Source organism: Flavobacterium rhizosphaerae, from assembly GCF_046000445.1.
GTDB classification, from domain to species: domain Bacteria; phylum Bacteroidota; class Bacteroidia; order Flavobacteriales; family Flavobacteriaceae; genus Flavobacterium; species Flavobacterium rhizosphaerae.
This window is the reverse complement of the sequence record NZ_JBELPZ010000003.1, coordinates 200,473-214,875: the sequence shown is the minus strand read 5'-3', so window position 1 is coordinate 214,875 and position 14,403 is coordinate 200,473. Positions and strand designations below refer to the sequence as shown.

Sequence of the window (14,403 nt, the reverse complement as noted above, 5' to 3'; positions counted from 1 at the left end):
ATATTGCCCGAAATAGATTTATAATTTAATACTCATACTAATTATAGTAGTAAAAAGCTTCGTAAGCAGCTTCATCATAGAAATTAGCACCGTATGATGCTGCATCAATGGTCTCAGCTTTGTCATAAATGATATAGCTATAGGTATTGAACTGTTTATCATAATTTACCAGACCAGCGTTCTGAAGGTAGTAATTTCCTTCGGTTGAAAGTATATATAATCCTTCCATAAGTATCCTGTTATTTAGCTCAACTGTGTTTTTTGCTAAATTTTCGGGCATGGGGTTAGGGTAGTAACTAAAAGTAGTGGTGATACCGTTAAAATTACCGCTAACAAGTTTGTCGCCATCTATTGTCGGCATAGACCCGGAATTTGTGTATTCGGAAATGATGCCGAAACTATTCAAATCATAAATTAATGGAGCCATTGGTGTTTCATTGCCCTGTGGTATTAAGGATCTCGTTATAGTGTTGCTGTTATAAGTAAACTCTATCTCATTTTCTGAGGACAAGGTATATCCTGATCCGGTCCATATAGAAAAGGAGTTGTTAACAATTGATATTATTCGCCCCTGTCCATCTAAAGTAGCTACTTGTTGCGTCATCAGATTATTGTTGTCATCATATTCTTTCTTTATATATGTGTTAGATGTGTACATATATTCACACCTTCTATACATGCTTCCGCTCATTTTAAAAAGTGTATCTGCTACAATTCTGTTATCCTGATAATATTTGACAAGTTTTAGAGAAAACCCGTTTGAAATACCTGAATCATATTCAGCTTTTGAAGGTGAATATTGTACAACCTTATCAAGCATCATAGCATTTTCATCATCAATTGGTTGATTGTCGTTATCAGTGCATGCTGTAAAAAGTAAAGCAGTAATGCCTAACATAAAAACTTTCTTTTTCATAGCAATTTTTTTAATGTTTATACTCTATAGTCCTGTCATGAATAGAAAGGTTGCGTAAAAAAATAAAAAAATTAAGCATTGATTGATATTTCCTGCTCTTACTATGAAATAGGGGTATAACTCAGTAATTAAAGTTTTTCCAACTTTTGTTTTAAATCGTTAGGTTTATCTATACTTAGGGCATACTTGTTTACGATAGTGCCATTTTCATTAACAAGTATATGCCACGGAATAAGAATGTTCCCATTATTGTTAAATAACTTTCTTAAATCATTTTCTGAAATTTCATTTGTCCGGGCATGGTATGATTTTAAGCCATAATAATTAATCATTTTCTTCCAGCTTTCATCCCGCATATTTTTATCAATAGATATGTAAATGGGTGTAACACCCTGTTTGGCAAGCAAACTATATAGCTCCTCCTTTTGTTTAAATTCTTCCTTGCATGGCCCGCACCAGGTAGCCCATACATTTAGGATAATATCTACCATTCTAAAAACAAAAACCTGCCAGAATATGGCAGGTTTACTAATATAACTAAGCTTAAAAATGCTGTTTAAGAATCTTTAGATTGGCCGTTATCCTGACCATCCCTCGGGGTGTCATTTCTGCGGTCTTCCCTTGGGCCACGGTCACGTGAGTTACGGTCATCCCTTCCGCCGCGGTTATCTCTTCCACCACCACGGTTGTCACGATTAAAGTCCCTAGGGCCACGGTCTTCGCGTGGAGGGCGTTCTTTGTAACCTTCAGGTTTTGGCATCAGCGCTTTGCGCGATACTTTTTCCTTACGTGTTTTAGGGTCTATACCAATATATTTTACATTAAATACATCACCCATATTTACCACATCAGTTACATTTTCGGTACGTGCCCAGTCAAGTTCACTTACGTGTAATAACACTTCGTTACCCGGAGCCTGAGTATATTCTACCACAGCACCAAAATCAAGTAGCTTTATTACCTTAACCTCATAACTTTCGCCTACCTGTGGTTTAAAGGTAATTGAGTCAATTTTATCAAGTACAGCCTGAATACCTTCTGGGCTAGTACCTAAAATTTCTACTTCGCCTACGCCGTCAATTTCATTGATAACAATGGTTGTTCCTGTAGTTTTTTGAAGTTCCTGTATAACCTTTCCGCCAGGGCCGATAAGCGCACCAATAAAGGCTTCAGGTATGGTAGTTTTAATAATTTTAGGTGTATGGCGTTTCACTTCAGCCCTTGGTTCGGCTATTACTTCGGTAAGTTTACCTAGTATGTGAAGGCGGCCATCTTTAGCCTGAGATAAGGCTTTTTCCATTATCTCATAGTTAAGTCCTTCAATTTTTATATCCATCTGGCAGGCGGTAATACCGTCTGCAGTACCTGTCACTTTAAAGTCCATATCACCCAGGTGGTCTTCATCACCAAGTATATCACTTAGTACTGCCCAACGGCCTGTGGCATCATCAGATATAAGCCCCATGGCAATACCCGATACAGGCTTTGTCATTTGTATACCGGCATCCATAAGCGCAAGTGTACCGGCACATACGGTAGCCATAGAAGATGAACCGTTAGATTCAAGAACTTCTGATACTATACGTACGGTGTATGGCGTTTCGGCCGGAATCATATTTTTAAGTGCACGTTGTGCCAGGTTACCGTGGCCTACTTCGCGCCTTGATGTTCCTCTTAAAGGTCTTGCCTCACCGGTTGAGAACGGAGGAAAGTTATAGTGAAGGTAAAAGCGTTCTTCGCCCTGCTCTGTTGGCAGGTCTATAACGTTAGCCTCGCGAGATGTACCTAAGGTAACAGTGGCAAGCGCCTGGGTTTCACCCCTTGTAAATAAACCTGACCCATGCGTAGAGGGTAAATAATCTACCTCACACCAAATTGGGCGTATTTCATTAGTTTTACGTCCGTCAAGGCGTAAACCAAGGTCTAATATTACATTACGTACCGCCTCTTTTTGTGCTTTTTTAAGGTATTTGCTTATTAGCTCGCCTTTTTCTAAAAGTTCATCTTCTTCAAAGGCCGCCTGAACTTCCTCTTTTACTTCTGCAAATTTTTCTGAACGTTCATGCTTTGCAGAGCTTTCTTTTGCTATGTCAAAATACTTGTCATAGCTCAGTTCAAAAATTTTAGCCTTTAATTCGTCATCGTTAGGCTCACCTTCATATTCCCTTACTGTTTTGCCAACGGCAGCCTTAAGTTTTTCCTGAACGGCAATCTGGTCTTTAATGGCTTCGTGGGCAAATTTTATAGCCTCAACCATTTCAGCTTCAGATATTTCTTTCATTTCACCCTCAACCATAGCCACAGAGTCAAGGCTTGCGCCTATCATCATATCAATATCACTTTCTGCAAGCTGGCTTTTGCTTGGGTTTATAATAAACTCGCCATTTATACGGCCTACGCGTACTTCTGAAATAAGGGTAGGGAAGGGTAGGTCTGATACTGCAATGGCAGCACTGGCAGCAAAACCGGCAAGTGCATCGGGCATAACCTCTTCATCGTGGCTCATTAACTGAATCATTACCTGCGTTTCAGCATGATAATCATCCGGGAACAATGGACGAAGCACCCTGTCTACAAGGCGCATAGTTAACACTTCGCTATCGCTTGGCCTTGCCTCGCGCTTAAAAAAGCCTCCGGGAAAGCGGCCAGCGGCAGCAAATTTTTCACGGTAATCTACCGTAAGGGGTAAAAAATCTATACCGGGGGCAGCTGTCCTTGCTGAAACCACGGTAGCAAGCAACATGGCGTCGCCCATGCGCACAACTACAGATCCGTCTGCCTGCTTTGCCAGTTTACCGGTTTCTACGGTAATGGTACGGCCGTCACCCAAATCAATAGTTTCCTTAATTACGTTTGGAATCATACGTTTTTATTCTTTGATTAAACAATGGGTTTGTTGTGTTGTTGTTGTAGTACCCAATGAAAAACCAAAACTTTTTCTACAAAATATAAGAAACAAAAAGAGGCGCGCGGGCGCCTCTTAATCTGATTATTTCCTGATGTTTAATTCTTTAATAATCTCACGATACCTGTTAATCTCTTTTTTCTTAAGGTAGTCAAGAAGGCTCCTTCTTTTACCTACCAGTTTAACAAGTGAGCGCTCTGTATTAAAATCATGACGATTTTTTTTAAGGTGCTCAGTCAGGTGGTTAATCCTGTAGGTGAAAAGCGCTATCTGCCCTTCAGCCGAACCTGTGTTTACTTCGTTTCCGCCATGTTTTGCGAAAATTTCCGCTTTTACTTCTTTTGTCAAGTACATGCCAATATTGTTTAAATAATTTTTATGCAACGGGTGTATCCCGATTTGGCGGCAAAGGTAAACAAATTTTCTGTTTCTGCAAGTGGCAAAGTTTCAAAGAAGTAAAGTTTTTAATCTTTAGGAGGTTACAAGATTAAAAAGGAATTATAGTTCTACTTTTATTTTAACTTTGAAACTTTGCCTCTTTGAAACTTATTTTTAAAAGAGCTTTGCTACTTCTTTATTCACAAATTCCAGAAAGCGCTCATCAAGGTCGCTAAAGGCATCCTTCATATTACTATCTATATCAATCTGTCCTATATTTTCGCCATTAACAAAAATAGGTACTACAATTTCTGACCGTACATTAATACTGCAGGCTATATAATTATCCTGTTCCGCAACATCGGGCACAACAAAATTTTTGCCGGATACTGCTACCTGACCGCAAATACCACGGCCAAAAGGTATGACCGTATGATCAGTTGGGTCGCCGGCATACGGCCCAAGTACAAGTTCTTCTTTATCTTCGTTTTTAAAGTAAAAACCTACCCAGTCATATTGTGCCATATTGTCTTTAAGAAGATGGCAAACCTGCATTAATTTTTCATCACGTATGGTGTTTTCGTGCTGCAGTATATCGGTAACTTTTATTTCTAATTCTTCGTAGGTCATTCTAATAAATATTTTAACACAAAAGTATTTATAATACCTGATAGGATTTATATATTTTTGTTAAAAAACAACTGATGGATATGTTTCGGGCTAATAAGCCTTTCTTTTTATTTCTCCTCAAATTTGCCGGTAGTTATCTATTACTTTCTCTATTATACAGGCTTTACCTTATGCAGTTTGATGCAGCGCTTTTTGAACCAGATGGCATGACCCGCCTGGTGGCAGAGCAGTCTCGCGATATTATGATTTTTTTTGGTGAAAATGCCTCTATACAACGCCTTTATACAGAGCCTTCATACCGCTTTTTTGTTAATGGCCGTTCTGTTGCCCGGGTAGTAGAGGGCTGTAATGCAGTTAATGTAATGATATTATTTGCCGCTTTTGTGGTAGCTTTTTCATCAACTTTAAAAAAAACAGCATTGTATATTGTATTCGGTGCTGTTGTTATCCATATTTTAAATGTAACACGTATCGCACTATTAAATTTTGGTTTGTTTTACTATCCGGAGTATGGAGAAATACTACATGATGTTGTTTTTCCTTTATTTATATATGGGGTTGTTTTTGTACTGTGGGTAATATGGGTAATAAAATTTTCGGGTAATGTTAAAAAAACTAAGGCTTAGTGTAATAGACATAATAGTTATAGTAATCATGCTGGCCGGGCTGGTGTGTATACGCATTTTTCAGGAACAGCTTTTTTATGATCCCTTAATTGCTTTCTTTAAATTGGGCAGAGGTAAAGTATTGCCGCCATTTGATAAAATGAGGCTATTTTACGGCCTTGCATTCCGTTATCTTCTTAATACTGTTTTTTCTCTCATTATTATATGGATAATATTTAAAAATTATCAGGTGTTTAAATTGTCGGCAATACTGTACATCGTTTTGTTTGTACTTTTATGTGTGGCCTTCTTTATAATTACAAGCACCCCTTATCCCGATTTACTTTTAGTGTTTTATGTGCGTAGGTTTTTAATACAACCACTTTTGTTACTATTGTTTGTTCCGGCATTCTATTACCAGAGGTATATTAAACCTTAAAAAAGTCCTTTTAAAAAAAATACGTAAATTTGCACTGATGAAACTTAAATGCCATATTAGCTTTATTTTATCAGCTTTTATATTGTTTAGCAATATAGGGCTGGCGCTTAATGTGCATTACTGCCACGGGCAGGTTTCAGAGGTAACACTTTCTTATAAGACCGAGAACTGCATTATGCAAAAAACGGAAAAGAAAGTTATGGGTTGCTGTGCTAAAGCAGCAGCCGAAAAAAAATGCTGTAAAAACCATACCGTAAAAATTCAGGATGACAGTGATAAGGCAATTGTAAAATCACTCCAACTGGATTTAGGGTCTTTTTATATTGCCAATGCTTACAAACCGCTGAATTTATTTGTGTATGAGGAAGTATCCGGTAACGGTAAAGACGCCCCTGCCTTTTATGCGGAAAGCACCGCACCGCCACTTTATAAACTCTATTGCCAATACACCCTATACGCCTGATTTTAATATTTCTGATACCATTTCCCAATGCTGTGGGAATAACTGAGTTCATTAATATTAAATTTTTTTTATGCGTAAAATATTCATGATTTTACTGTTGCTGCCTGCACTATTACAGGCCCAGCAAACCATTAAGGGTAAAGTCCTTGATGAAAAAGATACTCCGCTGCCCGGCGCCACTGTAAGCTGGCTTAATACTACTAAAGCTACCGCCACTACTGACGATGGCACTTTTGAAATTGAAAAGTCTCCCGCCGATATGATGTTGGTAATAAGTTATGTAGGCTATAAAACAGATACATTGCATGTACATACACCGCGGTATGTAAACCACCAGCTTACGCCTGAGAATAGCCAATTGGGCGAGGTTATTGTAAATAAAAAGCTTGAAAGCCTGAAACGCAATAGTGTAAGTGCCGCAAATATGCAAAATATGGGGCACAGCGAACTACTAAAAGCGGCCTGTTGCAATATTGCTGAAAGTTTTGAAACCAACCCATCTATAGATGTGAATTTTAGTGATGCACTAACAGGCACCAAACAGATAAAAATGCTTGGGCTTACCAGCCCTTATATACTGATATCAGAAGAAAACCTGCCATCAGTGCGGGGGGCAAGCCAGGTTTATGGCCTGAGTTTTGTACCGGGAACATGGGTGCAGAATATACAGGTAACCAAGGGCGCAGGTCCGGTAGTAAATGGTTATGAAAGCATTAGCGGTCAGATTAATTATGAACTGCTGAAACCCATGATGAGTGAGCGGTTTTTTTTAAACGTATATGGTAATACCGGAAGCCGCTTTGAGCTGAATACGCACTTTGCCAAAAAAGTGTCTGATAAATGGAATACCCTTTTATTGGTACACGGCAATGGGCTTTTTAATAAAAATGATATGAATAATGACGGCTTTTTGGATATGCCGTTAAGTAAGCAGGTAAACATTATGAACCGCTGGCAGTATACAGATGCCGAAAAAGGCTGGGTAAGTTTTATAAACTTCCGGTATATGCGTGATGAAAAGCAAGCGGGAGAAACTGCTTTTAACCCGGATACCGATAAATTTACCACTAACCACTGGGGAAGTGAAATTAATACCGATAAGGTTGATGCATCGGCAAAAATAGGGTATGTATGGCCCGATATGCCTTACCAGAGTATTGGCCTGCAAACGGCATTTAATTATCATAATCAGGAATCGTATTTTGGGTTTAACCAATATGATATTGCCCAAAAAAGCGGTTTTGCCAACCTTATTTTTAGCTCTATTTTTAATAACACGCTCAATAAATTTTCAACCGGGCTTAATGCTACTTATGATAATTATAATGAGTTTGCATACATTAATACCGGCAGTAATGGCCGTAATTATGACCGAATTGATAATTCTGTAGGGGCATTTTTCCAGTACACGTATGATAATAATGATAATTTTAGTATGGTGCTGGGGGGGCGTTTTGATGTAAGTAACCGCCTTGGTGTTTTTGCTACCCCACGTGTACATATACGCTATACCCCATGGGAAAGTGGTACCCTGCGCCTTTCGGCAGGTCGGGGTAAAAGGGCGGCTAATATCTTTGCTGAAAACCAACAGTATTTTGGTTCATCCCGCGCATTTAATATTACTGGGGCAGGGGGCATGCTGTATGGCCTTGACCCGGAAACTGCATGGAACTACGGCGCCAGTTTTTTACAGAAATTCCATATTTTTAACCGTAATGCCGATATAGCTGTAGATTTTTACCGTACCGATTTCCAGAACCAGATAGTAGTAGATGTATATGGTTCACCACAGGCAGTATCTTTTTACAATCTTAGGGGGAATAGCTACGCCAGCAGCCTTCAGGTAGATTTTAATTATGAAGTATTGCCAAGGCTTGATTTACGCACGGCCTATAAATACTATGATGTTGAAACAGATTATAATTCCGGCTCTTATCAAAAGCCTTTACAGGCTAAAAACAGATTTTTTACCAATATAGCCTACGAAACGCAGTTGAAGGATAAAGGACAGCAGTGGAAGTTTGATTTTACCTATAACTGGCTAGATAAGCAGCGATTACCGTTTACGGACAGTAACCCGGAGCAGTATAGGCTTGGCGAATTTTCACCGGCTTTTTCTACAATGAATGCCCAGGTTACTATGGTATTTAGCGATGTGTTTGAAATTTATGTAGGTGGCGAAAATATTGGTAATTACAGGCAAAATAAAGCTATTTTAGGTTCAGACGACCCTTTTGGCCCATATTTTGACACCAGCATGGTATATGCGCCGGTTTTTGGCCAAATGTATTATACCGGGTTAAGGTTCAGGATAAAATAAAAATTTATATATTTAAACTTTAAACATTATAATAATGAAGAAAATTGTTTTTTTAGTTTTGATCATGCTGGCAGGCCTAAACGTGCAGGCACAGCAAAAAAAAGATAAAAATGCCAAATACGATATTGAAGTTAAAGGTAACTGCGAGCAATGTAAAAAGCGCATAGAAAAAGCTGCTTTTAATGTAAAAGGAGTTAAAATGGCAACATGGAATGAAGATGAGCAACTACTGCACCTTACTGTTGATGAAAATAAGTGCAGTGCAGAAGATGTTCGTAATGCAGTTGCAAAGTCAGGCCATGATACGGATAAAGCAAAGGCTGTTAAAGAAGATTATAACAAGTTGCCCATGTGCTGCCAGTATAAAAGAAGCTAAATATTATTATAATGCCCTGAAATTTTTCAGGGCATTTTTATTATAATTAATAGTGATTTATAATTTTTGTGTCATAAATTTGCATTACTATACTTAAAAAACCACAATGGATAGTTTAAAGAAAATAGGGGATAACCCAAAAAACATAGTCGCTTTCTGGCTTATGTTGTTTTTCTTTGCTTCCAGCTTAGCCAATACGTTTTCACCGGTTTCGCAATCATATAAGTATAAAGCGGCGTTTACTAAAGTAGAAAAGAAAATAGTTTCGTTTGCTATTAACGACGATGATACCATTGACTTTTCAGATCAATTAACCGATACTGATGCCGATGACATTAAATTTATATTTGAAGGGTATTCACTACCTCAGTTTAATGCTTTAGCCTCACATAAACACTTTTTTACAAGTGTTTCATTACCTACAATAATTTCTTCCATTCCATTATACAAATTGTTTTGTATTTGGAAATTCCATCTTATTAATTAATTACACTACAAAAGGCAGGTTTTACTATCGGGCCGCTGTAAGTTATTAGTAAGAATTATTCTCTTTTAAAATTTCTTTACAGTGTAACTGTTTAACAGTTAGCTTAACTCCTGCCGTAAATTATAAGTTGTTAATTGCCCGGAATACCGGCGTAATGCATTTGCCTGTTTGCATAGCCGGTATTCCTTTTTTTTATTTTAGGGTTTGTGCTATATTTAAGGTTTAAACACCTTAAATAACTATCATAAAATTAGGTAAAATATTCGCCATATAGCCGTAGTTAGGAGGAATCTAATTACGTTACGTTTATAAGCAGGACCTGGCTGCGTACAGCATAATATAAGCATAACTTCGGTAAGGGGTGTGGTATGGCTCTAATGATACTACATTTACAACTTAATAGTTTTTATTTCTGATAACAGTTTGCCATCGGCAGTAAAGCCTTCTATGATGAGCTTTATCTCATTTTGGCCTGTTATGGGTATGGCGGTTTCAAAAGAGCTGTCTTCCTGTGCCATTATTTCGGGTTCCCAGTCAATAACCCCAAAATTACTATATCCTTCATCGCTGGTAGACGAGTAGTTTACATTTGCAAAGGGTATTGTTTGCGAAAAACCTTTCTCAATAATAACTTCTGTTAAACCACTGCCTTTTGAGTTTGATTTATAATCATGGTTACGGTAAATGCGTATTATACCCATATGGTTGCGCACAGAAGGCACTATAGCGTGTGCATTCATATAAATTTCTTCAACCTCTGTTAACGCTATTGTCCTTAATATATCATAATCCAGAAGTTGCATATCATCTAAATATATGATAGGTGTTGGGCGGCCTGCATTTATACTATATACATTCCTGCTGGAGTATATGGTTACATTTACAGAATTATCGTTAACCTGAAAGCTGCTGCGGAATTTTATAAAATTCAGTATGCTGTTAAAACTGTTTATTTCACGATCGGTAATTTTATATCCGGTTAAATTACGGTTAGCTGCTGCTTTGGCATATTTAAGCGGCGTACCTTCTACCACAACTTCTTCCAGTTGTATCTGGTCTTTATATACCATTGGCATTTGTGCCTGGTCTTCGGCTATCGGGGTATAGCACCGTACAGGTGGCTGGTATTTTTTTATATAAGGCCTGTACACATTAGGCATTTTGGGTTTAAGGCTTATCTCCTCTGTTTTTTTACCGGGGATAATAAGGGTGAACATAACCGCAGAAGAGTCAGGTATTATAAGGTTATCAAATGTAAATTCTCCTTTATCATCTACATCGGTTGATTCATCAAGTACTGACGATAATGAATAGAGCCTTATTTTTGTACTTTTAATTTTTGAATACTGTTTGGGTAAAGAGCCCTGAAGTGTTAGCCCCATATCAAAAGTGTAATTGCTTTTAGGAGGATTGTTAAGTATATCATGCCATTGATATTTATCTTTTTGGCATAGTAAAAACAGATCAAGCTCAAACATTTTACCTTTTGATATTGTTGTAAAATAATATTTACCGCTTATTTTGGGGTGGCCTTCTATATAAGGTAATATTTTAAACGAGCTGTAAATATCATTATCTTCATTATAAGCACGGGTATCTTCCGGCAAGGCAGATATACTCAGGTTCATAAAAGGTGCGCCTGCTTTACCGTTAAGGGTTAGGGCGCTGTACTGCTTCTCCGCTTTAACCTCGGTATGGGGCATATCTGCAGCAGGATAGGCATACACTAACCTTTCTGCAAGTTGCTTCATAGAACTGTCTAACAGCCGTATGGTATTTAAACCCTCTACCAGGTCAGTATTGGGTAAAAGCAGTTTAAGTTCTGTATTATTAGCAAAATCAACATCATAAATTACTGCTTTATCATCTTGGTGTACCATTAAGTATAAAGGCTGATTTCCATTACCTTTAAGGGTAAGTGGGGTGGTTTTTAAAGTTACCAGTGTTTTATCAGTAAGCGCATAACTGTTGGTTGAAATAATAAACCCTGTTTTTTTAGCTTCAGGCAAGGGTTCATTATATTCTTTACCATCTATAGTTACCGTTACTTTACACCCTGGTGGTGTACCCATAGGTATTTCTATGCGCCCATAGCCTAAACTATTTACCGGTATTGTTTTTATTTTATTTCCTGAAGGATCCACAATATCAGCAAAAGTAACAGGTAGGGGTTCATTGTTGCAATCGGCAATTTTTAATCCCAAAACATTATTATTGTCCTCCAGCAGTATACCGCTTTCGGGATGTAATGAAATTTTAATACTGTCGGCAGGCGCTTTGGCCAATATGTTCCCGGCACCTGTTTCGCTATTGATAATAGTAATATGATACACTGCCGATTCATCTTCGGTAAAATTATTCATCCAGTTGGTATAAAACTGTAAGTAATAATGACCGGATTTGTATGTATCTTTTAATTTAAAGCTGCCTGAAAAACTCCCTATATTACCATATAATAATTTTGTTTCTATAACAGTGCCTTTTTCATCCATAAGTGAGGCAAATATATTTATGGTACTAAAGAAGGGAACATTTTTTTTGCGATGAAACACATAACCTTTAAACCAAACCTCTTCGCTGGTCATAAAAGTGGTTTTATCAAATTGCACGTGTATGTTTTCCCGCTCAAGAAAAAAGTAATCTGTAAGGGCTTTTTCAATTTTTAATTTGTCGTTTTGTGCTGTGGAGATTACACAAAAAAACATAGTAAAACACAGGAGTAAAAAACTCCTAAATTGTAGTGATTTCATTTTGCAATTATTGGTTAGTATTGTAAATATATTTTTTTTCTTCTTTTTCTCTATATACAAAACCAATTTTAACAAAAAAAGGAGCGCAATTGCGCTCCTTCGTATATCTAATGATCTTTTATTACATCATTCCAGGCATACCGCCTCCCATTGGCATACCGCCACCGGCAGGGGAATCTTCTTTAATATCAATTAAAGCACATTCTGTAGTAAGTATCATACCTGCAACCGAAGCAGCATTTTCTAACGCTACGCGGGTTACTTTTTTAGGGTCTATAACACCTGCTGCAAGCATATCTACATACTCATCTGTTTTGGCATTATAACCAAAAGCACCTTCACCTTCGCCTACTTTAGCTACTATAACACTGCCTTCAAGTCCGGCATTTTCTACAATAGTACGTAATGGAGCTTCAACAGCACGGGCTACAATTTGTATACCGGTTGCCTCATCGGCATTTTCTGCTTTAATATTGGCTAATGTTGATTTTGCCCTAAGCAAAGCTACACCACCACCAGCAACAATACCTTCTTCTACAGCTGCACGCGTTGCATGTAATGCATCATCTACACGGTCTTTTTTCTCTTTCATTTCTACCTCGCTGGCAGCACCTACATAAAGTACAGCTACACCGCCTGCAAGTTTGGCAAGGCGCTCCTGAAGTTTTTCTTTGTCGTAATCAGATGTAGTAGCTTCTATCTGAGACTTAATCTGGTTAACACGGTTTTTAATCATGTCTTCGCTACCTGCACCATTTACAATAGTAGTGTTATCTTTATTGATAGTCACTTTCTCGCAGGTTCCAAGCATGTCAATTGTAGCATTTTCAAGGGTATATCCCTGCTCTTCAGCTATTACGGTACCGCCGGTAAGTATGGCAATATCTTCAAGAAGTGCTTTTCTCCTGTCTCCAAAGCCAGGGGCTTTAACAGCAGCAATTTTAAGTGCACCGCGAAGTTTGTTTACTACCAGTGTAGCAAGAGCCTCACCGTCTACATCTTCTGCTATAATCAATAACGGTTTTCCAGATTGTGCTACAGGCTCAAGAACCGGAAGCAAATCTTTCATAGAAGATACTTTTTTATCATATAATAAAATGTATGGCCTCTCTAGTTCAGCCTCCATTTTTTCTGAATTAGTTACAAAGTAAGCCGAAAGATAACCACGGTCAAACTGCATACCTTCAACAACGTCTACATACGTATCAGTACCTTTAGCTTCTTCAACTGTAATAACACCTTCTTTACCTACTTTACCAAAAGCTTCAGCAATAAGCTCGCCTATTGTTTCATCATTATTAGCTGATATAGAAGCAACCTGTTTTATTTTTTCGGTTGATGTACCAACCTCTTTGGTTTGTTCGCTAAGGTTAGCTACAATAGCTTCAACAGCTTTGTCTATACCACGCTTAAGATCCATAGGGTTAGCGCCCGCTGCAACGTTTTTAAGGCCTTCTTTTACAATAGCCTGTGCAAGTACAGTAGCAGTTGTAGTACCATCACCCGCAAGGTCGTTGGTTTTGCTGGCTACTTCTTTAACCATCTGTGCACCCATATTTTCAAGGGTATCTTCAAGCTCTATCTCTTTAGCAACAGTTACACCGTCTTTAGTTACGGTTGGGCCGCCAAATGATTTGCTGATAGTAACATTACGGCCCTTAGGGCCCAGGGTTACTTTTACGGCATTAGCCAAAGCGTCAACACCACGTTTTAAACCGTCGCGTGCTTCAATATCAAATTTTATTTCTTTTGCCATTTTGTTTGTTTTTTTACTTTACTATTAAACTTTTTTTAGATAACTGCAAATATTTCATCTTCTTTCATGATAAGATAATCCTTACCATCAAATTTAAGTTCAGTGCCTGCATATTTACCATACAATACTGTATCGCCAACCTTTACAGTCATTTCATGGTCCTTAGTGCCGTTACCCACGGCAACCACCACACCTTTTTGAGGTTTTTCTTTAGCAGTGTCGGGTATAAAAAGCCCTGAAGCAGTTTGTGTTTCTGCAGCTACCGGTTCAACAAGAACACGGTCTGAAAGTGGTTTAATGTTTAAAGCCATATTAATTCGTTTTAATTTTAAAATTTGATTGCTTTGTTTTTGTCAGAAACTATGCCAATTGAATAAA

At 38.0% G+C, this 14,403-nt stretch carries 14 protein-coding genes; 6 read left to right on the top strand and 8 right to left on the bottom strand.

The annotated features are described in order from the left end of the window. Nucleotides 1-37: 37 nt before the first annotated feature. From ABS766_RS05330 to ABS766_RS05310, 5 genes are all read right to left on the bottom strand, one after another. Nucleotides 38-916 (bottom strand): hypothetical protein, encoded by an 879-nt coding sequence (locus ABS766_RS05330; protein ID WP_408084087.1) that lies wholly within the window; start codon nucleotides 914-916, stop codon nucleotides 38-40. A 128-nt stretch (nucleotides 917-1,044) separates the two neighbouring features. Further along, entirely contained in the window at nucleotides 1,045-1,407 is a 363-nt protein-coding gene (locus ABS766_RS05325; protein WP_408084086.1) for a TlpA family protein disulfide reductase, read from the bottom strand. Between the two features lie 65 nt (nucleotides 1,408-1,472). Further along, the gene (locus ABS766_RS05320) at nucleotides 1,473-3,779 is read right to left on the bottom strand and encodes a polyribonucleotide nucleotidyltransferase (protein WP_408084085.1); all 2,307 of its coding nucleotides are present in this window, start codon (nucleotides 3,777-3,779) and stop codon (nucleotides 1,473-1,475) included. 126 nt (nucleotides 3,780-3,905) lie between these two features. Beyond that, nucleotides 3,906-4,175 (bottom strand): 30S ribosomal protein S15, encoded by a 270-nt coding sequence (gene rpsO, locus ABS766_RS05315; protein ID WP_408084084.1) that lies wholly within the window; start codon nucleotides 4,173-4,175, stop codon nucleotides 3,906-3,908. 198 nt (nucleotides 4,176-4,373) lie between these two features. Beyond that, on the bottom strand, nucleotides 4,374-4,829 hold the full coding sequence (locus ABS766_RS05310) for a GAF domain-containing protein (RefSeq protein WP_408084083.1): 456 nt from the start codon (nucleotides 4,827-4,829) through the stop codon (nucleotides 4,374-4,376). A 74-nt stretch (nucleotides 4,830-4,903) separates the two neighbouring features. On the opposite strand from ABS766_RS05310, the gene xrtF reads away from it, so the two are divergent. From xrtF to ABS766_RS05280, 6 genes are all read left to right on the top strand, one after another. Further along, on the top strand, nucleotides 4,904-5,455 hold the full coding sequence (xrtF, locus tag ABS766_RS05305; RefSeq protein WP_408084082.1) for an exosortase family protein XrtF: 552 nt from the start codon (nucleotides 4,904-4,906) through the stop codon (nucleotides 5,453-5,455). Next, entirely contained in the window at nucleotides 5,433-5,873 is a 441-nt protein-coding gene (locus ABS766_RS05300) for an exosortase F system-associated membrane protein (protein ID WP_408084081.1), read from the top strand. The genes xrtF and ABS766_RS05300 overlap by 23 nt, the downstream gene beginning before the upstream one ends. 37 nt (nucleotides 5,874-5,910) lie before the next feature. Then, nucleotides 5,911-6,336, top strand: a complete 426-nt coding sequence (locus tag ABS766_RS05295) for an HYC_CC_PP family protein (protein ID WP_408084080.1) — start codon at nucleotides 5,911-5,913, stop codon at nucleotides 6,334-6,336. Nucleotides 6,337-6,406: 70 nt separating this feature from the next. Next, complete coding sequence (locus ABS766_RS05290; RefSeq protein ID WP_408084079.1) at nucleotides 6,407-8,656, top strand: TonB-dependent receptor; 2,250 nt, start codon at nucleotides 6,407-6,409, stop codon at nucleotides 8,654-8,656. 34 nt (nucleotides 8,657-8,690) lie between these two features. After that, nucleotides 8,691-9,032 carry a heavy-metal-associated domain-containing protein gene (locus tag ABS766_RS05285; protein ID WP_408084078.1) on the top strand — a complete coding sequence of 114 codons (342 nt, stop codon included), beginning with the start codon at nucleotides 8,691-8,693 and terminating at the stop codon, nucleotides 9,030-9,032. A gap of 106 nt (nucleotides 9,033-9,138) precedes the next feature. Next, on the top strand, nucleotides 9,139-9,519 hold the full coding sequence (locus tag ABS766_RS05280) for a hypothetical protein (protein ID WP_408084077.1): 381 nt from the start codon (nucleotides 9,139-9,141) through the stop codon (nucleotides 9,517-9,519). A 389-nt stretch (nucleotides 9,520-9,908) separates the two neighbouring features. Here ABS766_RS05280 and ABS766_RS05275 read toward each other — a convergent pair whose 3' ends face one another. The 3 genes from ABS766_RS05275 to ABS766_RS05265 all read right to left on the bottom strand — a co-directional run bounded on the left by ABS766_RS05275 (nucleotide 9,909) and on the right by ABS766_RS05265 (nucleotide 14,336). Continuing rightward, entirely contained in the window at nucleotides 9,909-12,269 is a 2,361-nt protein-coding gene (locus tag ABS766_RS05275; protein ID WP_408084076.1) for a hypothetical protein, read from the bottom strand. A gap of 121 nt (nucleotides 12,270-12,390) precedes the next feature. Further along, the gene (gene groL / locus ABS766_RS05270; protein WP_408084075.1) at nucleotides 12,391-14,025 is read right to left on the bottom strand and encodes a chaperonin GroEL; all 1,635 of its coding nucleotides are present in this window, start codon (nucleotides 14,023-14,025) and stop codon (nucleotides 12,391-12,393) included. A gap of 35 nt (nucleotides 14,026-14,060) precedes the next feature. Beyond that, nucleotides 14,061-14,336: a co-chaperone GroES gene (locus ABS766_RS05265; protein WP_408084074.1), complete on the bottom strand. Its 276-nt coding sequence runs from the start codon at nucleotides 14,334-14,336 to the stop codon at nucleotides 14,061-14,063. Nucleotides 14,337-14,403: the final 67 nt, after the last annotated feature.

Bases quoted from the DNA above. Each gene is read 5' to 3' on its own strand.
- ABS766_RS05330 (WP_408084087.1), bottom strand. From the start codon at position 916: ATGAAAAAGAAAGTTTTTATGTTAGGCATTACTGCTTTACTTTTTACA.
- ABS766_RS05325 (WP_408084086.1), bottom strand. From the start codon at position 1,407: ATGGTAGATATTATCCTAAATGTATGGGCTACCTGGTGCGGGCCATGC.
- ABS766_RS05320 (WP_408084085.1), bottom strand. From the start codon at position 3,779: ATGATTCCAAACGTAATTAAGGAAACTATTGATTTGGGTGACGGCCGT.
- rpsO (WP_408084084.1), bottom strand. From the start codon at position 4,175: ATGTACTTGACAAAAGAAGTAAAAGCGGAAATTTTCGCAAAACATGGC.
- ABS766_RS05310 (WP_408084083.1), bottom strand. From the start codon at position 4,829: ATGACCTACGAAGAATTAGAAATAAAAGTTACCGATATACTGCAGCAC.
- xrtF (WP_408084082.1), top strand. From the start codon at position 4,904: ATGGATATGTTTCGGGCTAATAAGCCTTTCTTTTTATTTCTCCTCAAA.
- ABS766_RS05300 (WP_408084081.1), top strand. From the start codon at position 5,433: ATGTTAAAAAAACTAAGGCTTAGTGTAATAGACATAATAGTTATAGTA.
- ABS766_RS05295 (WP_408084080.1), top strand. From the start codon at position 5,911: ATGAAACTTAAATGCCATATTAGCTTTATTTTATCAGCTTTTATATTG.
- ABS766_RS05290 (WP_408084079.1), top strand. From the start codon at position 6,407: ATGCGTAAAATATTCATGATTTTACTGTTGCTGCCTGCACTATTACAG.
- ABS766_RS05285 (WP_408084078.1), top strand. From the start codon at position 8,691: ATGAAGAAAATTGTTTTTTTAGTTTTGATCATGCTGGCAGGCCTAAAC.
- ABS766_RS05280 (WP_408084077.1), top strand. From the start codon at position 9,139: ATGGATAGTTTAAAGAAAATAGGGGATAACCCAAAAAACATAGTCGCT.
- ABS766_RS05275 (WP_408084076.1), bottom strand. From the start codon at position 12,269: ATGAAATCACTACAATTTAGGAGTTTTTTACTCCTGTGTTTTACTATG.
- groL (WP_408084075.1), bottom strand. From the start codon at position 14,025: ATGGCAAAAGAAATAAAATTTGATATTGAAGCACGCGACGGTTTAAAA.
- ABS766_RS05265 (WP_408084074.1), bottom strand. From the start codon at position 14,336: ATGGCTTTAAACATTAAACCACTTTCAGACCGTGTTCTTGTTGAACCG.